17 protein-coding genes, 6 tRNA genes and 1 pseudogene are annotated in these 22,414 nt (G+C 47.8%); 4 read left to right on the forward strand and 20 right to left on the reverse strand.

Annotated elements, in window-relative coordinates; translation table 11 throughout:
- Window positions 1-16: 16 nt before the first annotated feature.
- The 11 genes from OGM81_13185 to OGM81_13235 all read right to left on the reverse strand — a co-directional run bounded on the left by OGM81_13185 (window position 17) and on the right by OGM81_13235 (window position 13,312).
- The gene (locus tag OGM81_13185; protein ID UYJ43265.1) at window positions 17-979 is read right to left on the reverse strand and encodes an ABC transporter permease; all 963 of its coding nucleotides are present in this window, start codon (window positions 977-979) and stop codon (window positions 17-19) included.
- Window positions 972-2,456, reverse strand: coding sequence for a sugar ABC transporter ATP-binding protein (locus tag OGM81_13190; protein ID UYJ43266.1), 1,485 nt, complete (start codon window positions 2,454-2,456; stop codon window positions 972-974). The genes OGM81_13185 and OGM81_13190 overlap by 8 nt, the downstream gene beginning before the upstream one ends.
- Before the next feature lie 143 nt (window positions 2,457-2,599).
- Window positions 2,600-3,664: a sugar ABC transporter substrate-binding protein gene (locus tag OGM81_13195; GenBank protein ID UYJ43267.1), complete on the reverse strand. Its 1,065-nt coding sequence runs from the start codon at window positions 3,662-3,664 to the stop codon at window positions 2,600-2,602.
- Between the two features lie 73 nt (window positions 3,665-3,737).
- A complete protein-coding gene (locus tag OGM81_13200; protein ID UYJ43268.1) occupies window positions 3,738-4,553 on the reverse strand; it encodes a sugar phosphate isomerase/epimerase in 816 nt (271 codons plus the stop codon).
- Window positions 4,554-4,575: 22 nt separating this feature from the next.
- Window positions 4,576-5,769 (reverse strand): ROK family transcriptional regulator, encoded by a 1,194-nt coding sequence (locus OGM81_13205; GenBank protein ID UYJ43269.1) that lies wholly within the window; start codon window positions 5,767-5,769, stop codon window positions 4,576-4,578.
- Between the two features lie 525 nt (window positions 5,770-6,294).
- Window positions 6,295-6,936 (reverse strand): beta-phosphoglucomutase, encoded by a 642-nt coding sequence (gene pgmB / locus OGM81_13210; GenBank protein ID UYJ43270.1) that lies wholly within the window; start codon window positions 6,934-6,936, stop codon window positions 6,295-6,297.
- Between the two features lie 60 nt (window positions 6,937-6,996).
- Complete coding sequence (locus tag OGM81_13215) at window positions 6,997-8,976, reverse strand: glycosyl hydrolase (protein ID UYJ43271.1); 1,980 nt, start codon at window positions 8,974-8,976, stop codon at window positions 6,997-6,999.
- A 6-nt stretch (window positions 8,977-8,982) separates the two neighbouring features.
- On the reverse strand, window positions 8,983-9,843 hold the full coding sequence (locus OGM81_13220) for a carbohydrate ABC transporter permease (GenBank protein UYJ43272.1): 861 nt from the start codon (window positions 9,841-9,843) through the stop codon (window positions 8,983-8,985).
- On the reverse strand, window positions 9,836-10,756 hold the full coding sequence (locus OGM81_13225; GenBank protein ID UYJ43273.1) for a sugar ABC transporter permease: 921 nt from the start codon (window positions 10,754-10,756) through the stop codon (window positions 9,836-9,838). The genes OGM81_13220 and OGM81_13225 overlap by 8 nt, the downstream gene beginning before the upstream one ends.
- Before the next feature lie 61 nt (window positions 10,757-10,817).
- Window positions 10,818-12,146, reverse strand: coding sequence for a sugar ABC transporter substrate-binding protein (locus OGM81_13230; protein ID UYJ43274.1), 1,329 nt, complete (start codon window positions 12,144-12,146; stop codon window positions 10,818-10,820).
- Between the two features lie 134 nt (window positions 12,147-12,280).
- On the reverse strand, window positions 12,281-13,312 hold the full coding sequence (locus OGM81_13235; GenBank protein UYJ43275.1) for a LacI family transcriptional regulator: 1,032 nt from the start codon (window positions 13,310-13,312) through the stop codon (window positions 12,281-12,283).
- A 225-nt stretch (window positions 13,313-13,537) separates the two neighbouring features.
- Between OGM81_13235 and OGM81_13240 the strand changes: the two genes are divergently transcribed.
- From OGM81_13240 to OGM81_13255, 4 genes and pseudogenes are all read left to right on the forward strand, one after another.
- The gene (locus OGM81_13240; GenBank protein ID UYJ43276.1) at window positions 13,538-15,325 is read left to right on the forward strand and encodes a glycoside hydrolase family 125 protein; all 1,788 of its coding nucleotides are present in this window, start codon (window positions 13,538-13,540) and stop codon (window positions 15,323-15,325) included.
- Between the two features lie 19 nt (window positions 15,326-15,344).
- Complete coding sequence (locus tag OGM81_13245; protein ID UYJ43277.1) at window positions 15,345-17,483, forward strand: glycoside hydrolase family 65 protein; 2,139 nt, start codon at window positions 15,345-15,347, stop codon at window positions 17,481-17,483.
- A 276-nt stretch (window positions 17,484-17,759) separates the two neighbouring features.
- Entirely contained in the window at window positions 17,760-18,668 is a 909-nt protein-coding gene (locus tag OGM81_13250; protein UYJ43278.1) for a DUF4300 family protein, read from the forward strand.
- Between the two features lie 323 nt (window positions 18,669-18,991).
- Window positions 18,992-19,183, forward strand: a pseudogene (locus OGM81_13255) (IS3 family transposase).
- A gap of 299 nt (window positions 19,184-19,482) precedes the next feature.
- Here OGM81_13255 and OGM81_13260 read toward each other — a convergent pair.
- The 9 genes from OGM81_13260 to yihA form a co-directional block, all read right to left on the reverse strand.
- A tRNA-Cys gene (locus OGM81_13260) sits at window positions 19,483-19,557 on the reverse strand.
- Window positions 19,558-19,604: 47 nt separating this feature from the next.
- Window positions 19,605-19,680 (reverse strand) — tRNA-Gly (locus OGM81_13265).
- Between the two features lie 38 nt (window positions 19,681-19,718).
- Window positions 19,719-19,794 (reverse strand) — tRNA-Phe (locus tag OGM81_13270).
- A gap of 4 nt (window positions 19,795-19,798) precedes the next feature.
- Window positions 19,799-19,875 (reverse strand) — tRNA-Asp (locus OGM81_13275).
- Between the two features lie 4 nt (window positions 19,876-19,879).
- A tRNA-Val gene (locus OGM81_13280) sits at window positions 19,880-19,955 on the reverse strand.
- A 5-nt stretch (window positions 19,956-19,960) separates the two neighbouring features.
- Window positions 19,961-20,036: transfer RNA gene (locus OGM81_13285), tRNA-Gly, on the reverse strand.
- A gap of 105 nt (window positions 20,037-20,141) precedes the next feature.
- The gene (hslO, locus tag OGM81_13290) at window positions 20,142-21,053 is read right to left on the reverse strand and encodes an Hsp33 family molecular chaperone HslO (protein UYJ43279.1); all 912 of its coding nucleotides are present in this window, start codon (window positions 21,051-21,053) and stop codon (window positions 20,142-20,144) included.
- On the reverse strand, window positions 21,037-21,816 hold the full coding sequence (locus tag OGM81_13295; GenBank protein ID UYJ43280.1) for a class I SAM-dependent methyltransferase: 780 nt from the start codon (window positions 21,814-21,816) through the stop codon (window positions 21,037-21,039). The genes hslO and OGM81_13295 overlap by 17 nt, the downstream gene beginning before the upstream one ends.
- 3 nt (window positions 21,817-21,819) lie before the next feature.
- Window positions 21,820-22,407 (reverse strand): ribosome biogenesis GTP-binding protein YihA/YsxC, encoded by a 588-nt coding sequence (yihA, locus tag OGM81_13300; protein ID UYJ43281.1) that lies wholly within the window; start codon window positions 22,405-22,407, stop codon window positions 21,820-21,822.
- Window positions 22,408-22,414 lie beyond the last annotated feature (7 nt).

The following is a 22,414-nucleotide window of genomic DNA, read 5'->3' on the forward strand; positions in this document are numbered from 1 at the left end:
ACACAACCTTTCAGATTTATTTCTTCTTGATGTTATTGATGTTGCTCAGGACGACTGCCGCAACAATGATAGCGCCGGTAATAATCGTCTGTACGTTATTATCAACGCCTAGGATGTTCATAGCATTGGAGATGACACCCATCAGCAGGCAGCCGAGGAATGCGCCGCTGATCGTACCCTTGCCGCCGTCGAAGGTGACACCGCCGATAATAGCAGCGGCTAGGGCGTTCGTTTCATAGTTGGTACCGGCGTTCGAGGTAATGGAGTCAATACGGGCAACAAATACGATGCTGGCAACCGCGCAGAACAGACCAGAAATGCCATAAACAATGATCTTATAACGGTTCACGTTAATACCGGACAGGAAAGCGTTCTTTTCATTACCACCCAGGGCGACTACACGGCGGCCGAACTTGGTGTAAGTCATCATGAGATACGCTACCATGACCATGGCCAGCAAAACCAGCAGCATGGGCGAGAAAATTTCGAAGTACTTGGTTTTCAAGCCGTTGAATGCACCGCCGAAGTTCATGATACGTCCACCGGAAACCGTTAGGGCAATGCCATAAAACATCTTACTGGTGCCCAGTGTAATGACCAGCGGAATGCACTTACTTTTTGCAATGATAGCGCCGTTGAGCAAACCACAGGCTGCACCGGTAACAAGGCCAGCCAGCACAGCGATAAAGGTGGGCAGACCATTGTCCAACACTACGTACATAACAACACCGCAGACGACCATAATATTGCCGATGGACAGGTCAATACCGCCGGAGATCAGCAGAATGCTCATTGCCATTGTCAGAATACCCAGCACGCAGATCTGCTGGAAAATTGCGACAATGTTATTGATGCCAATAAAATTAGGGTTGATACACGAAATAATTACGACAATCAATGCGATAACGATTGCCAAAAGGACCCGCTGGTCCTTAAAAATATTTTTAGCCGGAGAAAGGCTAGTCTTTTTATCAGCCATCTTTATTTACTCCCAATGCACGTTTAATGATTTCCTGTTCGTTGATCTGCTCGCCTTTCAGCTCACAATCAATGCGGCCATCCCGAACCACCAAAACTCTGTCGCTCATGCTGATAAGTTCCGGCATATCAGAGCTGATCATCAGGATACACTTGCCCTGCTTTGTCAGGTTGCTCATCTGTTTGTAAAACTCGGCTTTGGCATTGACATCAATACCGCGGGTAGGTTCATCAAAAATGTAAATATCCTGTTCCGCATACAGCCACTTTGCCAGGACTACTTTCTGCTGGTTGCCACCGGAAAGGTAAACTGCCTCGGTCCACACGCTGGGCGTTTTGACTCGCAGTTCTTTCAGCAGCGGCTCGATCAGCGGCGGAAACTTTTTGATATTCACAAAGAATCCTTTGATCTTTTCCCGCAGGCCTATGATCGTTGCATTTTCCAGCACGCTGGCATGCAGCATCAGGCCAAGCTTCTGGCGATCCTCTGTAATAAATGCGATACCTGCATTAATACTGTCGTTCGGGTCCTTGATCTGCACCTCTTTGCCGTTGATGTAGATGTGCCCGCCGTAGCGGCTGTCTGCGCCTACCATAGCGCGCATCATCTCGGTACGGCCGGAACCGACCATGCCAGAGAAGCCTACGATCTCGCCCTTGTGCACAGTAAAATTGATTTTGGGGGAGTCTTTCGTCAGCTGCAAGTCTTTGACTTCCAGCATCACATCACCGATAGGACATTTCTCGCGGTCATAGAACATATCTATCGGGCGGCCTACCATGTCCTGCGTGATCTTGGTGATCTGCGTATCATGATTTTCGTTGGAGAAGGTGCTGATCACGGCTCCATCGCGGATTACCGTAATACGGTCCGCAATCTCGACCACTTCGTTCAGGAAGTGGGAAATGTAGATGATACCGATTCCCATGCCTGCAATACGCTTGGTCAGCTCCGTGACCTTTGCGGCATCCTCTACGTTGAACATTGATGTCGGTTCATCCATAATCAGCACACGGGGCTGCACGCTCAACGCTTTCAAGATCTTGACAAACTGCTGATCCGAGACAGACAGATTTTCAATTTTGGTATCCAGCTTCAAATGGATACCCAGGTCATCCATCTGCCTTTGTGTTTCTTTCCGCATTGCGGGATAATCTATGATTCCCAGTCCCTTGGTTTTTTCGTTGCCGACAAAAATATTTTCCACAACGTCCATGCTTGGAACCAGGTCATTTTCTTGGTAAACGATGTTGATTCCAAGCTGCTTGGACAAGAATGGATCGAACTTACTGTATTCTTTTCCATCCACCGTGATGGTTCCCTCGGTAGGTGTGTAAGCACCCGAAAGAACCTTCATCAGGGTAGATTTTCCTGCGCCGTTCTCGCCTACCAGGCAGTGGATTTCACCCGGATATACTTCAAAAGTGATACCGGACAAAGCCCAAACGCCAGAAAACTCCTTTTTGATATCTTTCATGGCAATAATGGGTTTTGTATTTTTGTAGTCACAAGGCATGTCTGATCTCACCCTCTTACAAAAACGCCAGCCAGGCGCGCCGAATTTCACGGCACGGCCGGCTGGCGGTATATTAACTCATATCGTAGTATTCAATAGGCTAGTTATTTGTTCTCGCCCAGGTACTTGTAAGCGGCTGCATAGTCATCCCAAGCAATGTAGGAGCTGGTATCATCAGCAGAAACAGGGATAACTGGCAAAGCTGTAAATTTCTCGGCAGGATCTTCGCCCAGAGCAACCTTGTTGTACAGGTTCATGAAGGTCTTGACGCCCTGAATGGAAACGGGAGCGGTCATATTCGCAGCTTCGATACCGTCTTGCAGCATCTTGAAGCCGTCCGGAGAGCCACCAGTGGAAACGATAGGGATGTTCTCTTTACCAGCGTCCTTCAGGGCGTTGTAGCAGCCCTGAGCCATCATATCGTTGTTGGCAAAGATGTAGTTGAACTCGGTGCCGGAGTTGATTAGGTCGGTAGTAACGTTGTAAGCCTTATCCGTCAGCCAGTCGGCATGCAGCGTAGCAACGACTTTCACATCGCCGCCCAGCTCTTCCAGGGCGCGATCAACACCTTCCTGGTACTTCTCGTAAACGCCGGCACCTTCCTGGCCAGCGCAGAAGAAAATCTTTGCCTCGGGGTCCTGCTCAGCGATCCACTTGATAGCAGCTTCGCCGATCTTGTCGTATTCACAGGCAACGGAAGCAATGTAATCGCCCGGATCATCCAGGCCGTCCATAGCAAAGTTCTCGATAGTGACGGGGATTCCGGCCTCGTTAGCCATCTTGACCAGCTGAGACCCCTGCTCGGTGGAGATCGGGAAGACAGAGATGCCGTCAACGCCCTGCTGAATCAGGGATTCCATCGCGGTGACGGAATCTTCCAGGCTGTTCTTGGAATCCAGGACGACGGTCTTAACGCCATTCTGCTCAGCGGCATACTCAAATGCCTTGGCAGAATACTCATTCCAGATATCCGACATATCGTAGGCGATATAGCCGAAGGTCAGGTCCTTCTTATCGCCGGTGCTTTCCGCAGCAGAAGAAGACTCTGCCGTGGAAGAAGCAGTGCTGTCGGCTGCCGGTGCGGCCGAGCTGGATGCAGCAGAGCTGCCGCATGCTGCCAAAGAAAGCATGAGCGCGGTGGCTGTTGCAATAGAGAGTGCCTTTTTCATGTGTTCTAAAACCTCCATATAAATAATGTAGAAAATAATATTATCCGGCGGTGGTACCTACCGCAGAATGTACTTAAATCTTGTAACCGAGATTTTTCAAATATACCGCAGATTCTTTAACGGCGGTATTGATCTCATCCAGGTCTTTCGGTCCTTTTGCGGTAAACTCAATTTCGAGGCTGAACGGGGCATCGTTATTAGCCTTGTCCAGTTTATTGAAAAGCGTTTTGAAATCGACGTAGCCTTTTCCAAGTGCAGGGAAATCCCATGCATCGCGTGCGCCTGCCTTATCCTTGATGTGCAGGTACGCCACATTGTCCATGCAGGTATCGATATCATCTGCTGCATCTACATTGCCATAGAACACGCAGTTTGCCGTATCGTAGTTGATTTTTACCAGATTGGAATTTACTGCCGTGACAATCTCATTCATGATTGTGCCGGTCGCATGCTCACCGTGCAGCTCCAGGACCAGCATCAAGCCATTTTCTTTCAGATGCGGGATCAGTCCTTTGATGTTCTGCACCAGAACTTCGTTTCCGGTTTTTGCTTTATCCTTTAAATGGGCCTCACCGATTGAGGAGACAATGTATTTACAGCCGAAGAAATGCGCCAGGCGCATATTCATAATAAAATCAGGCAGTCTGTCTACATCCATAAGGTTTGTATGACCGCTCATCGCAAAGGGGACTAGATCCAGCTCTTTCAGTTTGTCCTGCACATGGCAAAGACTTGCAAAGCTCTGGTCCGGAAAGACGTGTTCTGTCCATCCCTTTGTTGCCGTCAGTTCTACATAATGGAACCCCGCTGCGGCGATTCCCTCCAGTGCTTCATCGATTGAGTAACCATGGTAGCAGTTGGAATTGACACCAATAATTCTGGGCATCATAATCTCAAGCCTCTTTTCTGCATCAGTCAGCGTATAGGCCGCCTTGCATCTGTTCAAAGAAATCGTAGTAGTGATCAATATAATATCTTGCAGCACCGCCAAGCTCGGAATCCAGCCCCAGTGTAGAATACTGGATCCAGGTATTGGACACGAACTCTTTAAAGCCGCTATTTTGTACTTCATCGCGAATGTTCGAAAGGAAGAACGGGCCAAGATTTACGCCCATACCGCCAATCACCACAAGCGACGGATTGAAAAGCGTGATCAGATTTGAGATCGCAAAAGACAAATCGACCGCTAGATCTTTTATCAGCTCTTTTGCATGGGCATCCCCATCTTCAGCCATGGCACCGATATCACAGTACAAAGGTTTGCGTCCAGCGAAACGGGTCAAATCAATACCGCACGCCTCCGCTCTTTCCGTCAAGGCATTTTCACCTACAACACGTTCAACGCAGCCATGATTTCCGCAAGCGCAAAGCGGTCCGTTTCTGTCAACTGAGAAATGTCCGAACTGCGTTGCATTGCCGCCAGCCCCACGAAGCATTTTTCCATTGGCAAAAAGGCAAGCGCCAACACCTTTTGAGACGTTGATATAGGCAAAATTGGGTTCTGTAATGTTGGCAAACACATATTCTGCGTAAGCGAAACAGGCGGTATCATTCAGCAGGCAGAAAGGATAATCATGAAAAGCTTCTTCAAAGCGCTGGACCACAGGGTCACTGTAGCCTACGCCGATGACTGTGGAGAGGATCCGTTTATTTTCTGCATCAATAATGCCCGGTATAATGATGCAGAGACCCATGATGCGTTTATCCCCTACTTTCGGCTTCATAATGTTGAAAAAGGTGGATGTGATCTTGTCGACCTTATCCTCTTCTTCCGTAAGGGGAATCTGATCCCGGAAGGCGATCTTATTATCCGCCGTGATCAGGGCAATATCCAAGCGCGCTCTCCGCCAGCTGATAACCGCCACTAGGTTTTCTGTACCATTGACCCTCAGTTCGCTGGGACGGCGTCCCATTTGCTGGCTGACAACGGTCCCGCAGTCAATGAGATACTTGTTGACAATCAGCTCATCAACCAAGCTGGAAACCGTGGGTTTGCTGAGATTGGTTTCTTTCGACAACGCCGCCCTCGAGATACTTCTATTTTGGTTTACCAGTTGGTAGATTTTTTTCAGGTTTTCTGCACGGATGCGCTGTTGAATAACCATTTACAAATTTTGCCTTTCGTGTAGCAAATATCAGGTCTGGTTCGTTAGTTAGTTAGTTAAGTTATCTTACTTATTGCGTCTAAATAGTAACATATTCGCTTTTTGATTTCAACACCTCGCAAAGAAGTTTGTAAAAACTTACAAATATGCTCTATAAAACTTGTGATTTTAACGAAATTCAAATTTAAATTTGCGATTTTTAATTTACCGCCAGTAAACGAACACGCTTTAGAAATACCTAAAAATTAGCAGAAACAGCTACGCCTGAATGTGGGCATGAGATACAAAAGTCCCTGTTAATTATTTTGATCAGAAGCACAGTTAGAATTACATGTGGTGCATCACCATACTACTCTGTTCAATCAAAATCTTGCGTGATTCCGGCAATCAGTGCTAGGCTAAATACATGTCATCATCAAACTCCATAACATAAAATGGCTTATAACAAAAAAGAGGCCTGCATCCAAGTCCAACTGGACTTCAGAATGCAGGCTCTTTTATCATCACCTTTTATTTAGTTTTCCATCAGGCTGGATGGCCCTCTATTGCAAGAAGTTCACTTAACGATAGAAGCGGATAATTGATGTTCGAACAATCTTTAGCCGGCCCGATTCCTGCCACCAGAAAGCCCCCATTGAGGGCGGCTTTCACACCTGCCTCTGCATCTTCAACGACAAGGCAATCACTTGGCTTTTGGTGCAGCTTTTCTGCCGCCAGCAAAAACACCTCCGGATCTGGTTTTGAATGTAAAATTTGATTTCCATCTACAATAACATCAAAGAACTTTCCAATCCCGAGTTTTTCTACAATAAGCGGTGTATTCTTACTTGAAGATCCGATAGCCAGCGGAATATGGATGGCATGCAGCTTTTCCAGCACTGTCCATGCACCATCTGCCAAATCCGTTGAAGTTATATTTTGTAGCAGTTCTCTGTAAATATTGTTTTTCTTTTCCGCAAGCAGAAATTTTTCCTGCTCGCTATAACAGACTGGCGAATTGCGCAGGATTAGTTTGAGACTCTCCATCCGCGAAACGCCTCGCAGCTGGTTATTGACTTCTCTATTAAAAGGAATATGCAATTCATCAGCTATGGCTTTCCATGCCATATAGTGATATTCATCTGTATGGCACAGAACACCATCTAAATCGAAAATAATAGCGTTCATAGGCAAATCCTTTTGACTGCAAATAAACAGCCTCTTGCTGTGTGCTAAAGCCTCTTGCGGTCAGCAAAAATGGTGAATTTGAACGGTTTCTGCTCCAGTTCCTTCCACGCGGACCTTTTCGTTTTTCCACTCGCAGGTAAGAACCGACTTATTTGTGGTGAAAGTACTTTTGCCTACCGCTCCAGCGACAAGCAGAATCAGTTTAGAATTAAGATTCTGAGAAACTGGATTGCCAAGTGAATCCATGCCATCAGCATGCAGAGGAACTGCATAGCCGCCGCGGATAAAAACAGGGAATTTCATACCTGCCGTCGTAGAAATTGTCTGGCAGCCATGATAGCATTTTCCCGTAAAAAAGGCGTACCATTCGCCCTCCGGCAGATAGACTTCTCTTGCAGTTTGGTTTTCTTCCAACAGCGGTGCAACAAGGATAGCATCCCCCAGAAGGAATTCGTCCTCAACTTGGCGAGCGGCTTTGTCCCGCGGCCATTCGTACACCAGCGGACGCATCATTGGGACTTTCTCTGCTGCGCACCTGAATGCAGTGGCCATCAAATAGGGCTGCAAATTCATTCTGAGCCAATGCCAAAAACGCATCTCTGTCACGAATTCAGGAGAATTATAGACTGCTGCCATATTCCACGGGCTGCGTTCATTGTTTCCCTCGCCGCCTGGCATCAATTCTTTGAACTGACCGCCATCGGGTTCAGAATGCCATTGCATAATTGGCGTAAAACACGCCAGCATCGTTGCACGGCGATAGAGATCCAACGTCGGAAGCGGCCCTGCAAACCCGGCAAGATCAAATCCCCAGAACAGAATGCCGCTTAAAGCTGCACTAAGCCCTGCGGAAAGGACATGCCGCAGTTCATCATTTGTGGACTGCTGATCCCCGCCCCAATAGCACGGTGTTGTGTGCTGTCCCATGTAGCCTGCACGGCTGAAAAGAACATGATTATCGCCAAGAAATTTGGTATATGCCTTCGTGTATTGCTGCGGATAGTAGTTGCGGCTTTCCTTGCCCGTACTGCCGTCATAAAAGGAAACTGCATCTGTGCAAACAAATTCGCCGCCATCGGTTTTGAATCCATCTACGCCCATATCAAGCAGGTACTGTCTTTTTCCGAACCACGTAATGCAAGTTTCTGGATTTGTAAAATCAGGGATCATCGAGCCGGGAAACCAATGTCCTTCCGGAATCTTATAGGGCGTCCCATCCAAGTTATGAATACACAGGGAGCGTTTTACTGCATCCTCCCGATCCAAATCATTCTGATGATTTCTGATTTCATCATCGCCTTGCTGCTTATACACCGGGACCTGCCAGAGCACCAGATGAAGTCCTGCCTTATGCAGCTTTTTAATCATTTCTTGTGGGTTCGGCCAATAGGCGCTTTCCGAATAGTCAAAGTCATCTACTGCAAAAGGCGCTCCGTTCGGCTTTTCCTTATATTTGGCACCATTAAAAATGTAAAAGGTTGCTTCATCGCTCCATGCTTCAAGAACCAGCACGGTAGCCGGGAATTGATACTTCTTCAGAAGTTCAATCTGCTTTTCCGTTTCCTTTTGCGTGTTCCAATGGTTTGCGGAAATCCACGGCCCGAAGACCCAGTCAGGCGGAAGAATCGCAGGCCCGGACAAAGACATATACTCAGAAATCAGTTTTGCAGGCATTCCTGCGTTGAATATAAACTTACAATTGCTAGGCACATGAACCGTTATGACGTTTTTCTGTGTGAAATCGAATATCAATGTGCCACCAGACAGTGTACAGAAAGAGAACCCTGTATCCGTGAAAAAGAACGGCGAGGGACAATAGCTTTTATCCCCTTGATTACAGAACTTTTCTTCCACCTCGATTTTCACGATGCGGTCATTCTGGTTGAGTCCATTATACCGTTCACCCATTCCATAAACTGCTGAATACGCAAGACTCATGGTGAGCAGTTTTGTCTGTTCATTCCAGCATATAGAAGCCACCTGACCGTCTACTGGCATGTTCAGATTGGCATCGTTCTTATTAGGCTCCCACTCAATCATATACTTTTATCCTTTCACGCCGCCAACCGTAAGGCCTTCTTTGAAATACTTCTGCGCAAAAATATAAACGATCAGAATCGGAATAATCGAAATCAGTGCGCCTGCCATTGTCAGGTTGTACTGATTCTTGTACTGGCCGGACAACGTGCTCAGTAGCAGTGGAAGCGTAAATTTGCTTCTTTCGCTCAGCAAAACCAACGGCAGCAGGTAATCATTCCACATGTCCATAAATGCAAGGATTGCCAGCGTTGCCATAGCACTGCCGCTCATGGGCAGTATGATTTTGAAAAAAATGCGCCACATGCTCGCGCCATCAATAACAGCAGCTTCAATATAGGCATCGTTGATCGTCATCATTTTCTGCCGCATCATAAAAATGGCAAAGGCATTAAACAGCTGCAACAGCATAAACGCATTTAAGCTATTGGTAAGATGCATATTCGTCATGATAATGAACAGTGGAATAAAAGTGATCTGCGACGGAATCATCAGCGCCGTAACATAAATACCAAAGACCGCATTACGTCCCTTGAACGGAATTTTTGTCAGTGCAAATGCAGCCATCGCGGCACACAGAAGCCGCACTGCCGTGCAAAGAACAGACACGTAAAAGCTGTTGAAGATAGAACCCACAAATTCCGGCATAGCAAAAAGTTTTTTGTATGCATCAAGTGTCGGTTCTTTTGGGATCCACTCCACGGGAATGCTCATAATAGCGCCGCAGCCTTTTAAGCTGGTGATAATCATCCAATAAAACGGGATGCAGACAATTATGGCCATCAACAATCCCAGTACATAAAATGCCACTTTTCCAATGATTCGTCTTTGTTTCAGCCCTGTCAAAGAAGATGTTTTAGCGTTAGTCATCGTAGTTCACCCACTTGTTCTGAAGTTTCATCTGAACCATTGTCAGAAGCAGCAAAATCGCAAACAGAATCCAGCTATATGCGGCAGCCGTACCCATTTCATAGTAACGGAAGCCGCACTTATAAATGCGTTCAACCATCACCATTGTCGAGCCAAGCGGGCCACCATCGGGGGTCATGATCATAATCTGCGTAAACAGCTGGAAGGAGTTAATCAAGCTGATAATCAAGACAAAGAAAAGCGTAGGAGTCAGCAATGGCAATGTAATTCTTGTAAATTGTTTGATTTTACCGGCGCCATCGATTGCCGCCGCATCGTAGTATTCCTGATTGATTCCCTGAAGGCCAGACATCAGCATAAGGCCAAAGTACCCCATATCCTTCCAGACCGAGGCAAGAACGATTGCGGGCATTGCCCACTTTGAGCTTTGAAGCCACGAGGGCCCCTCAATTCCGAACAAGGCCAGAATATTGTTAATAGCACCATACTCAGGACTAAGAACCCATTTCCAAATCAATGCGCCAGCAACCCATGAGGTGATAACCGGGATATAGTAAAGAACGCGGAAAATTCCAACACCCTTTACATGACTGTTCAAAATGAGCGCCACAATCATAGAGGCAATAAGCATCAAAGGAATGTAGAGGATCACAAATTCCAGCGTGTTTCCAATCACCTGATAAAATTCTTTTGATGTGAGAATTTCCTTATAGTTCTCGATCCCTACGTAGAATCGATCCATGAATCCGCTAAAATCACTGAACAATGTCAGTTCGCTCAATCCATCCCAACTGGTCAGGCTGACAAAAATTTGCATAATCATTGGGATGATACTGAACACAACAAAACCAGCCAAACTTGGAAGCAAAAATGGTAATGCTGTTTTCCAGCTTGCCAATCGGGAATTTTTCATATTCTATAAACCCTCCGATAAAAATGCGGGGACAGGCTCCCGCCTGCCCCCGTCAAACTATTTACTTGGTCAAATCGATTTTCTGTTCGCACTCAGCCTGCATATCCTTCAGCGCCTGCTCCGGGGTGACAGTGCCGGCGGCCGCAGCGCTCAAATGCTGACCAACGATGTCCTGCAGCTCTGCATACTGGGTGATAACAGGAGGAGTCACAAGGTAATCAAGGCTCTTAAAGACCGCTTCGCGATTTGCCGGAGGAGTCTTTTCTTTGTACTGAGCGATGATATCCTCGTCCTGAACCGGAGGCAGCTCCCAGCCTGCGTCCAGGCGGATCTGCGTTGCTTCACGGTTGGAGGAAATGTAGGTGATGAACTTAACGGCTTCATCCGCGACCTGAGAATCTTTGGAAACGACGTAACCGTTGGAGAAGAAGTGCGTAGCCTTCTGAGTGTGACCAGGTTCAACAACGATATCCCAATCGAAGTCGCAATTGCTCGTATATTCGGGGAATGCCCAAATACCCGTCACAATCATGCCAAGGCGGCCAGACTCAAACAGGTCCCAGTCACCCATGCCTGCCATCTGCTCCTCGGTGGGCATAACATTGGTTTTCTGCTGCATGTCAACCATGTACTGCAGCGTTTCAATGTTTTCCGGGGTATCCATCGTGAACTCCGTAAAGTCATCATTGAAAAGGCTGCCGCCATTCTGCTTAACGGTCTTATAGAACTCGTTGAAGGAAATGGGATGATAATAGCCGTAGATATTATCACCCAGCGCACGGATTTTCTCCGCCGCAGCCATTGCATCCTCCCACTTCCAGTCGTCCGTGGGATAGTCGATGCCGGCCTGATCAAACAGATCCTTGTTGTAAATCAGCACAACATTCGAGAAGCTATCAGGAACACCATACTGCACGCCGTCAGCGCTGAACGCTTTCAGGGCCATATCGTTGTAGATAGAGGTGTCGATGCCGTCTTTGGTCAGGATGTCATCCAGCGGCATCAATGCGCCCTTCTTTGCGTAAGAGACGAAATTCTGGTAATCCAGTTCAAAAACATCGGGAGCCTGGCCGCCGGAAACCTTCGCCGTCATCTGCGTAAAGTAGTCGTCATAGCCATAGGTCTGCAGGTCGATGGTGACATTGGGGTTTTCTTTCATATAGTTGTCAACCATCTGCTGCAGATACTGCTCGTTGTCTCCGGACCCGGAGTACTGTGCAAACGTGATTGTCACAGGCTCATTAGAAGCCTCCGATGCTGCCGTGCTTTCCGTAGAAGCTGCATCAGAAGAGCTTGCCACGGTACTTGCAGACGAGGCTGCCGAACCGCAGGCACTGAGTGCAAGCATTGCGGCCATCGAGCATGCCATGTAAGGAATCGCCTTTTTCATTGTTTTTCCTCCTTGTATAAGTAGTGGAACACTTGATTTTTTGCTCTTCTTCGCTTACACTTATTATAGAAGAGCAATAAGACGCTCTTTGGATTTGGGCTGCACAGACTTTGGACGGTTGGTGCAGTCCTTTTTTATTCCTCCCCTCTCATATCTCGAACGGATTCCCGGCGAGAAAGGCTAACCGGAATAATAACCTCTCGCTTTGTCATATCCGCGTCTTGAATGTTATCTAAAAGCAGTTCAACTGCCTTTTCACCTTTTTGTGAGATTTCTTGGCGAACCGTCGTCAGTCCTGGTGTCAGATATTTAGAAATCTCCAAATCGTCAAATCCAACGATAGAAATATCATTGGGAACCGAAACTCCCTGTTCGTAGAACCCCTTCATAGCTCCAATAGCTAAGATATCTGCGGTAGCAACTACTGCTGTGACATCTTTATTTTCATTGCACAGTTTACGTGCAAGCTCGATGCCACTATCGTAATCAACTTTGCCTTCATAAACAAGTGTGGAATCATATGGGATTCCGGCTTCTTCCAGTGCCTGTTGGTAGCCGCAGAGCCTTTTCTTTATGACACCGTTTTCTTTGATCTGACCGCAGAAAAAAGCAATTTTTTTATGCCCATATCCAATCACATGATTGGTAGCCAGATAACTTCCATAGGCATCATCAATTCGTATGCTATGGTAATAATGATCGTTACAGTAGCTGTCAATCAATACAATGGGGATTTGTGTTTTCTTCATTTGACGGTAAAAGTCATCCGGGTACATACCGATAACAATAATCCCGTCAAGGTTCCGTTCTTTAGCCAAAGTCAAGTAGCTTTCATTTACATCTGTGGCCGAAATAATCACATGATAGCCATGCTGTCTTGCGTGATACTCAATGCTGCCAACGATTTCACTGTAAAAATCATTTTGCAGCATCAGTTTGCTGCCGGGCTCGGTCTGTGGAATGACAATTCCAATCAGCTTTGAATCTCTACTGGACAGGCTTCGCGCACTGAGATCGGGAACATAATTCAAATCCCGAATCGCATCGTACACACGGGTCTTGGTCTGCTCGGAGATTGATTTCTTGTCATTCAAAACATAAGACACCGTAGCCGTACTGACTTGGGCACGCTCTGCCACATCTTTTAGTGTTGCGCGTCTTGCCATATCGACTCCACCAATCTTACGGATTTAGTTTAAGCGTTTAACTCTTTTCTCTGGCATTACAATACCACGCGGGCAGCAAAATGTCAACAGTTAATTAAATTAACCTGTTATTTGTAAAAAAATATTGTTGACTACGCCGAACATTCCTGTTATATTGATGATAGCAACAAGGTTAATCGCTTAATCTTATTTGTGTGCTTATTTCACTTTATAAGGGGATTCACTATGGACAAGTATCTGCCAACCGGCAATGATTTCGTTTCTTTGCCCCGCATCAACGAACGAACAGGCGGGATAGAGGACATAACATTCCTATATATGGCTGCAAAAGGGCTTATAGATATTCGCGGGAGCGAATCCACACCTTTGATTCAGCCTTATGTTCATTTAGATGGCGTCGGTTCCCTCTCTTCGGCTCATCTTGCGTGGACCCGGCTTGATGATTGGCTGCCCCAGTCTACCGCACAGCTTGGCAGCCTTGAACTCAAAACCCTTTACGTGCCTCCTATTGATGAACGCGGTTTCGCAATGCAGATGACGGTTCATAATACTTCTGAAAGCGCACAAGATGTTGTTATAGGGTTAAATGGATGCTGGGCCTCCTCTTGGCACTGTGTAAACGAGGACAAGCCGTTAAGTGGTAAAGCAACTTGTTTCCGCAGTGGCTGGAACAGCAGTTTGATTTTCGAATATCATGCAGGATTCCCGATGTTCTCCTTTGCTCCTATGGCCGATGCACAAACAGATTCTTCTTTTACCTGTTCCGATGATGGCAGTATTACCTACGATTTATCCCATCACTGTACAATTGCTGCCGATGGAACAGCCTCGGTCGTATTTTATTGGGGTCTCGGTTTCGAGGAAGTTGCTGCCGCAACAAGCGCCAAAGAAATGCTCCGGCAGACTTTCGATGCGGAACTCACAAAAACAAGGGCTTGGCTTCAAGAGCGTCGTGTCACCTTTAATGGTGATGCAAAGCTCACACAGCTCTACAATACGAATCTGTTCTTCTGTATGTTCTTCTCAACCGGCATTACACTTGACACCGAAGAGTTGGTGCTCGTTACCAGCAGAAGCCCCCGCTACTATGTAAGTGCCGCTTATTGGGATCGAGACAGTCTGCTTTGGAGTTTCCCGGCTATTTTGGACGCCGATTCCGAACGTGCCAAAGAAATGCTTTCCTATGTATTCGGCCGACAGCGCCGAAATTTTGGCATCCATTCACGATACATTGATGGCACTGTTTTGGAGCCTGGCTTTGAGCTGGACGAACTCGTTGCCCCTCTTCTGGCGCTTGAACGCTACATTAACAAAACCGACGACAAATCCATTTTGAATGATTCCGATATCGCTCAAGGCATAAGCCTCATTTTGAATTGCCTGCGGCAGCATGAAGCCGCATCTTGCAGATTGTATGATACTTTCCTGCAGCCAACAGACGATGAGCACGTTTACCCCTATATTACATACGATAATGTGCTTGTGTGGAAAGCACTCAAAGATTTGGCCCAACTCGCACCTCAATATGCACATCTTGAAAAAACTGCCGATGAAATCAAAGATGCTATTATGACGCATTGTGTCCAAAAGGACGCAGAGGGGAAACCTTATTTCGGATGGTCTATTGATTTGAACGGCAGCCATGATGTTTATGACGAGCCGCCGGGAAGTCTACAACTGCTTCCTTTGTTCGGCTTTTGCAGCCTCACCGATGAGGTATACCGCAATACCGTTGCAATGATTCGTTCGCCGGAATACAAATACAGCTTTGCTAACAGTCCAATCAACGAAATCGGGTGTCCACACGCACCTCACCCTTGGATCTTAAGTTTAGCCAATAGCTTGCTGTGCGGGCGTGTAGAACATTGCCGCGCCATTTTGGAAAAAATCTCTATGGACAATGGCATCGCATGCGAAAGCGTTGATGAAGTGACTGGTTACTGCACCACCGGCGAGGCTTTCGCTACCTGCGCAGGATTCCTTTGCCATTCTATCCGTGAAGCATTACTATAAAAGAAAGAAGGATGCTTTTATGCGTCAAGACACAATTTTGAAGCCTTGGCAAATTGAGCTTACGACAAATAGCACAAATGATAGTTTTGAAGAAAGCACTTTTTTCACCGGGAACGGCCGCATGGGCATCCGTGGATATCTTCCATTCTGGCAGGAGAAACGCACCTTTGAGACAGGTCTGTTCGTTGCCGGTATCTTCGGTGAAATCAAACCCGGCATCACCGATTTCGTGAACCTGCCCACTCCCGTCTGGGGAAATATCGAATGTGATGGACATCCCATTACACTTTCCTCTCCCGTATCCAGCACCCTAGATATGAAAACAGGCGTTCGCTCACAGTCTTTTTTAGCCAAAAGTGGTGAAACCGCTTTAAATATTGAGCATCATGTGTTCTGCAGTATGTCCGATCCCTCACTGCTCGTACAGCGGCTTTCTTTCTCCGCATCACGCACCTCCAATATCTCGGTATATGCAGGAATTCATACTGCTTGCTGCAACTGCCCTGTTCCGGATGATCAGGTAAAAGAAAATCACGAAACCATCAAACTTGCCGAGCCCACCCAGCATGACATGTGCAAGGATTCTGTTGATTGTACTTTCTCCATTTTAGGTACCGGCTTGATTGTAAGAGAACAGATGTCTTTCCATACTTCTTTTTCAGATTCTGAAGACTATATCTCTGATGATGTCCTTGGAAAGCAGTGGTGCGGGATTTTACAAAGCGGTCAAAATGTTGTTTTGGAAATCACCACGCGCATCACCACAAGTCGAGATATCGACCCACTTATTGGGAGCAACAAAATCTCTGACACTTATGATGAACTCTTTGCAAAATCCTCTCTGGCATGGGCCTCTCGGTGGAATGAGTCGGATATCGAAATCGATGGAGCTCCTGATGATCAGTCCGCTGTGCGGTACAACATTTTCCAGCTTATCACCAGCTGTTCTGCCCGCGACAGCAGCGTAAGTATCGGCGCTCGCGGATTGACGCACACACGGTATAAGGGATGCTATTTCTGGGATACCGATCTCTTTATGTTATCCTTCTTCCTGTATAGCCACCCCGAAGCCGCCAAAAACTTAATGGAATATCGCGTAAGAACCCTTCCGCAGGCGAAAGAGAACGCCCAAAAGATGAACAATGCCGGTGCCCGGTATCCTTGGATGACATCCTTTGACGGTTCTGAGCAGTGCGAAAGCTGGGACATTGGTGCCAGTGAGTTGCACATTACCGCGGATATTCCATTCGCTATGCAGCAGTACCTTGATGCAACAGGCGATGAAAGCTTTTACCTGCAGGCCCTGGAAGTCTACATCGAAACTGCTCGTTTCTGGTATAGCCGCTGCATCATTCATCCTGATGGCTCTGCTGACCTCATGTTCTGCAAGGGGCCTGATGAATATTGCGGCATTACCAACAACAATCTCTTTACCAATTGCATGGTAAAGTTTAATCTTGATTTGGCCATCAAGGCAGCGCTGAAACTCAAGGAAACCGATTCCAATCGGTATTCGAAGCTTTCCCTCAGCGATGAGGAAGTCCTTGCCTGGCATTCTCTGCGAGACAATTTGAAAGAATGTCGCGATCCGCAAACTGGCCGATATTTGCCGGATGAGACTTTTACTCGGTTAGAGCCCGTGGACATTAAAACGCTCAAAACCGATGACGGTGCCAGCTATCATCATGTTTGCTTTGACCGTCTGCAAAGGTATCAAGTTATCAAGCAGGCTGACACGTTGCTTCTGATGTCCCGGTTGCCTAAGAAGTTCACTCCCGAAGAGCGTCTGAACGCATGGGAAGATTTCGAGCCGTGCTGCTTGCACGATTCCACTCTGAGCTTCGCTAGCCATGCACTTTTTGCTGCACAAAACGGCCTGCAGGAGGCTGCCGAAAAATATTTCAAAAAAGCGCTGTATCTCGACCTACACGAAATCATGAACAACACCGGAAAAGAAGGTCTTCATCTTGCCTGCTTGGGCGAAACGTGGTCAAGTATCTTCTTTGGCTTCTTGGGAGCGAACTTTAATGGAGATACGCCAGCGTTCTCCCCTGTTTTGCCAACCGGCTGGAAAGCGCTCAGAATGAATTTCTATTGGCAAGGAAGAATCTATCACCTAGCTGTTTCAGATAATCATTACATAGTTACAATAGCCTAAAACATGGCCTATAAGGTTCACAGTGTTTACCTGCCTTGAATCTTATAGGCCTTTCCGTTTTGTTTTATTATACATTACATTCCCTTTTTAAACCCTCATTCCTTTCCCCAAAGTATATACTACAATATTATAATGCTCACACTTGTCAGATATCATTGATTTTCTTCATTTATCTGTGCTATCATTTATTGCGAAGCCAACACGATTATATCTTTCTCATATATTGGCATTTTCGATAGGAAAAATCTTCTCAAAAACACAGCGAGGTGATTATTTTTGAAATTCCGAACCTTTTTTGTCTGCACCGCTGCACTTTTTTGCGGTGCATTTCTGGCAGGATGCAGTAAAACCCCTTCTCTTCCAGTCCTTCAGCAGATTGAATATTCCAACTTAGCAGATGCGGATACGCAGAATCTTCTTTCCGATCTTTTGCAAAACGCCGGCGTATCTGACCTTCGGATACAAACCTTCTTTGAACATGTTCAAAAATTCAATAGCGCTGTAGATCCAGCATGGCTCACCACAGGATTTGAAACCTCAAAGCCTCTGGATTTGAAATATGATCCGTATTCTATGCAGGATGTATGGGCGGAAAAATATGGCACCTTCCCTGGCTGGAACTGTCGAATCACCGCCTGTGGACTTTTCGGTGATTTCATCACCGTCACTGGCGAAGCAGACTTCAATGCAGCCGAGGACACTTTATTTATGGACTATGAAACGCTGGATACTGACCCCGAGGCCCTTTGTGGTGACAACAGGCAGAAATTCGATGCGCTGTTTGCTCCCGTTAAAACTACCAACACAACCGACATTCCCACGCATTTAAAAGCAATTCAGCAGGAATGGAAAAGGCGCGGTCTATCCTTTGTAGAAGATGATAAAATTCGTCTTATCTCCGTAGTTCTACACGATCAGTTTTCTGAAACAGACAATTCCCTTATGATTGGCCATGTCGGCGTTATGCTTCCCACATCGGATGCCGTATATTTCGTGGAAAAGGTCGCTTTTCAGGAGCCATATCGTTTATTAAAATTCAAAAATCGAACTGAGTTGAGCGATTACCTGATGCTGAAATACGACAATTCCTGGGGGCAGGATACGGCTCACACTTTTATTATGGATAATGCGAATTTGATGGACGGCTGGCGCATTCTGGAAGAGCCGACTGCCTCTAACGGATAACGAAAACAAAAGGAGCTGTTGCACAGAGGAGACCCAAGTGCAGCAGCTCCTCGTTTTGTGTTGTTCATACATGTTAGTGATCTTGTATTTGCCGGGGAAACAAGTTTTCTCCAAATCCTCATTGATGATGTCGCCATTGAGGGACCACGTAATGTTCTTCTCCGCAGCCTCATCTAACACCTGCCGTACTGTATGCCGTGAGCAGTGAATCGTTGACTCAATCATCCGTTGCGTATAACCGAGATAATTAAGTCGCAAAATCTCCAAACTATTTGCCATTTTGGAGCCTCCATAATGAATAGTCGCAGAAATTTACTGCGCCAAATGCTGTGATAGAAAATTTCTTCGGGCTGCTCAAAAGTGAGCTGCTGTATTTGCAGGAGTTCCGCTCCATGGAACACTTCAAACTGGAACTGATCGAATATCTAGACTACTACAACAACCGCAGGATCAAGGCAAAGCTAAAGGGCTTGCCGCCTGCAATTCACAGACAGCAAGCCCTTTCGGCTGCTTGAACAATTTTTACTTCAGAATATTGTCTAACTTTTTGGGGTCACTTCAGAAAATTGGCTACGAGGAAATTGAAAACATTCTGAAAGCAGCAGGATTTATTCTGTTTTTTCTCAAAAAAATTGCCCCCTCCCCTGCCAAATTCCAGAAAGCGGCAGAAAAGTGGGAATCAAGGTGGGCAAACCGCCCCAAAATGGTTGGACAACACTGTAAAACCGTGTCCAAAAATTGGTTGGCGAAATCACTGATTTTCGACGCTACAACAAAGAAAAAAGACTGTGACATCTTTTTCATCACAGTCTTATGGAGGTGACGACCAGATTTGAACTGGTGAATGAAGGTTTTGCAGACCTTTGCCTTACCACTTGGCCACGTCACCATAATGAGTGAAAAACCGGCTTTTGGAGCCGGTTTCCACTATTTGTCTGGAGCGGCCGACGAGGCTCGAACTCGCTACCTCCACCTTGGCAAGGTGGCGCTCTACCAGATGAGCTACGGCCGCATAAAAAGTGCATTCTTTGCGAAGAATACACAAGAAAATGGTGCCTCCGATCGGAATCGAACCAATGACACGGGGATTTTCAGTCCCCTGCTCTACCGACTGAGCTACAGAGGCATAATGGCGACCCGAATCAGGCTCGAACTGACGACCTCTAGCGTGACAGGCTAGCGTTCTAACCAACTGAACTACCGGGCCACATTGGTGGAAGTTAACGGGCTCGAACCGCTGACCCTCTGCTTGTAAGGCAGATGCTCTCCCAGCTGAGCTAAACTTCCCCATATGGAGCGGCCGACGAGGCTCGAACTCGCTACCTCCACCTTGGCAAGGTGGCGCTCTACCAGATGAGCTACGGCCGCATGTTGGAGAGGTTTTGCTCAGCCGCTCTCTCCGGGCGACGTATGTTATTATAGCTGACAACGAGCGAAAAGTCAAGCATTTTTTCTAATTTTTTTGCGATTTTTTCAGGTTTTTTCAATTTCCTGCTTTTCATCGCTGGCAGGCCATTTTTTGAGCAGTTCGTTCAGGTCCACCTTATAATTCTTGTTGCAGAACTGGCAATTCACCTCAGCAATGGGGTCTTCATCCCGCAGCTTTTCCACTTCTTTTTTGCCCAGGCTGCGGATCATATTCTCCACACGCTCCTCGCTGCAATCGCAGCGGTAGGTCACGTGGTAGCTGTCGAGAATATCCGGCTGAAAACCTTCCAGCGCCAGCGCCAGCATATCGCGGACAGTCTTGCCCTCCTCCAGCATAGTGGTGACACTGGGCATAGCCTTGATGTTCTTTTCCAGGTGGTTGATTTCGTCCTCGGTAGCGCCGGGCAGCAGCTGCACGATGAAGCCGCCTGCACAGCGCACGCTCAGGTCCTTATCTACCAGTACGCCCAGGGCGCAGACCGTGGGGATCTGTTCGCTGATGGCAAAGTAGGTGGTGACGTCCTCAGCGATCTCACCAGAGGTCAGGGGCACCTGGCCGATGTACGGTTCGCGCATGCCCAGGTCACGGATCACGTCCAGCGTGCCGTCCTTACCCACGGCCGCGCCCACGTTCAGGTGGCCGTCAACCCGCGGAGGAAGCTCTACAACAGGGTTCTCCACATAGCCTTTAACGTTGCCGGTACCATCGGAAACGGCCAGCAGACGACCTGCGGGGCCGCCGCCCTTGATCTGCAGGGTGACAGAATCCTGGGTGCTTTTGAGCATAATGCCCATCATGGAGGCAGCCGTCAGCAGGCGGCCCAACGCGGCCGTGGTGACGGCGCTGGTCTTGTGTAGGCGCTCCATCTCGCACACGATCTCGGTGGAATCCACGCCGTAAAAGACAATGCCGCCGTTCTCGGAGATGCCGCGCAGCATGTTATGATTCTGTTCCATTTATTCTTTTCCCCTCCTGGGTGTATTGTTTGACAGCCGTGATGATCCAGCGCGGGCTGTCGGGCCGCACAAGGCCAAAGTCCTCGCCGTCGGCAACCTTGGCCACGGTGAAGCCATATTTTTCCAGCAGCGACGTTACCAGATCCAGCGGGTAGCTGTACTCGCTGAAGGACTCCTTAAAGTGTTCGCCGGTCTCGTGGTAGTCTATGTCGATGGTAATGTCCACCCGGCCGGTGGCTGCATCAAAATGGTTGGTCCAGTGGCACTCGGCGTCCTCGGCCTCGATGTCGAAGGTCTCCCCCGCCAGAATTTTCTGGTGCTTATACGGAGTGTTCAGGTCAAAGATGAAAACGCCGTCTTTTTCCATAAAGTAGGCCGCTTTGCGGATGGCTTTTTCAAACTGATCCACCGGGCCGATATGGTTGTAGGTATCAAAGGTGGAGACCGCCGCGCGGATGGTGCCGTACAGGTCCAGCGAGAGCAGGTCCTGCCGCAGCAGCAAAATACGGCCAGTCATGTCCAGCTCATCGGCTTTTTCCCGCAGGACGCTGAGCATCTCTTCGGAGCGGTCGATGCCGATGACGTCATAGCCCGCCTGGGCCAGCATCAGGGTCAAATCGCCGGTACCGCAGCCCAGGTCGGCCAGGATGCCGTCGCGGATACCGTGGGCCGCCAGTTCGTCGGTGACATAGCGGTAAAGGGCGTCGTAGTCGGCCTCGCTGTTGAGTTCATCATAAAAATAGGCAAATTCGTTGTAGGCCATGGGTCACTCCGTTACTGCGGCGGCTTCCAGCAGAGTGCGCAGTTCTTCCATGCCCAGGCCATTCTCGGCACTGGTCAGGATGACTTTCTGGCAGCCGTAGGGCGCACAGATCTCCTCAAACTCAGCCTGGCGGGCGGCCATCTCGCTCTTTTTCAGCTTATCGCCCTTCGTCAGGGCGGCCACAAACGGGATACGATGGTAGTGCAAATACTCCAGCATCTGCACGTCGTCGGCACTGGGAGCGTGGCGGCTGTCCAGCAATTGCACCAGCAGGCAGACGCTGCGGTCGTCCTCGAAATAGGTATTGATCAACTCGTCCCAGCGTTCGCGCTCGGCGTTGGAGACCTTGGCGTAGCCGTAGCCGGGCAGGTCCACAAAGTAGGCCTTATCCACTTTATAAAAGTTGATGGTGGCCGTTTTGCCTGGGGTAGCGCTGACGCGGGCCAGTTTGCGGCGGTTGCACAGCTTATTGATGAGGCTGGATTTTCCCACATTGGAGCGGCCGGAAAAAACGATCTCCGGCCGGTCGCTGTCCGGCAACTGGCGGGACAAGCCGTAGGATGCGAGAAATTCGCAGTTATTGTAGTTCATAGTGGTT

This window comes from Oscillospiraceae bacterium (genome assembly GCA_025758045.1).
Classification (GTDB): Bacteria; Bacillota; Clostridia; order Oscillospirales; family Ruminococcaceae; genus Gemmiger.

Coding starts and splice junctions, on each gene's coding strand:
- OGM81_13240 (UYJ43276.1), top strand. CDS start 13,538: ATGGACAAGTATCTGCCAACCGGCAATGATTTCGTTTCTTTGCCCCGC.
- OGM81_13230 (UYJ43274.1), bottom strand. CDS start 12,146: ATGAAAAAGGCGATTCCTTACATGGCATGCTCGATGGCCGCAATGCTT.
- OGM81_13245 (UYJ43277.1), top strand. CDS start 15,345: ATGCGTCAAGACACAATTTTGAAGCCTTGGCAAATTGAGCTTACGACA.
- OGM81_13185 (UYJ43265.1), bottom strand. CDS start 979: ATGGCTGATAAAAAGACTAGCCTTTCTCCGGCTAAAAATATTTTTAAG.
- yihA (UYJ43281.1), bottom strand. CDS start 22,407: ATGAACTACAATAACTGCGAATTTCTCGCATCCTACGGCTTGTCCCGC.
- OGM81_13235 (UYJ43275.1), bottom strand. CDS start 13,312: ATGGCAAGACGCGCAACACTAAAAGATGTGGCAGAGCGTGCCCAAGTC.
- OGM81_13220 (UYJ43272.1), bottom strand. CDS start 9,843: ATGACTAACGCTAAAACATCTTCTTTGACAGGGCTGAAACAAAGACGA.
- OGM81_13205 (UYJ43269.1), bottom strand. CDS start 5,769: ATGGTTATTCAACAGCGCATCCGTGCAGAAAACCTGAAAAAAATCTAC.
- OGM81_13215 (UYJ43271.1), bottom strand. CDS start 8,976: ATGATTGAGTGGGAGCCTAATAAGAACGATGCCAATCTGAACATGCCA.
- OGM81_13225 (UYJ43273.1), bottom strand. CDS start 10,756: ATGAAAAATTCCCGATTGGCAAGCTGGAAAACAGCATTACCATTTTTG.
- OGM81_13195 (UYJ43267.1), bottom strand. CDS start 3,664: ATGAAAAAGGCACTCTCTATTGCAACAGCCACCGCGCTCATGCTTTCT.
- OGM81_13200 (UYJ43268.1), bottom strand. CDS start 4,553: ATGATGCCCAGAATTATTGGTGTCAATTCCAACTGCTACCATGGTTAC.
- pgmB (UYJ43270.1), bottom strand. CDS start 6,936: ATGAACGCTATTATTTTCGATTTAGATGGTGTTCTGTGCCATACAGAT.
- OGM81_13295 (UYJ43280.1), bottom strand. CDS start 21,816: ATGGCCTACAACGAATTTGCCTATTTTTATGATGAACTCAACAGCGAG.
- OGM81_13190 (UYJ43266.1), bottom strand. CDS start 2,456: ATGAAAGATATCAAAAAGGAGTTTTCTGGCGTTTGGGCTTTGTCCGGT.
- hslO (UYJ43279.1), bottom strand. CDS start 21,053: ATGGAACAGAATCATAACATGCTGCGCGGCATCTCCGAGAACGGCGGC.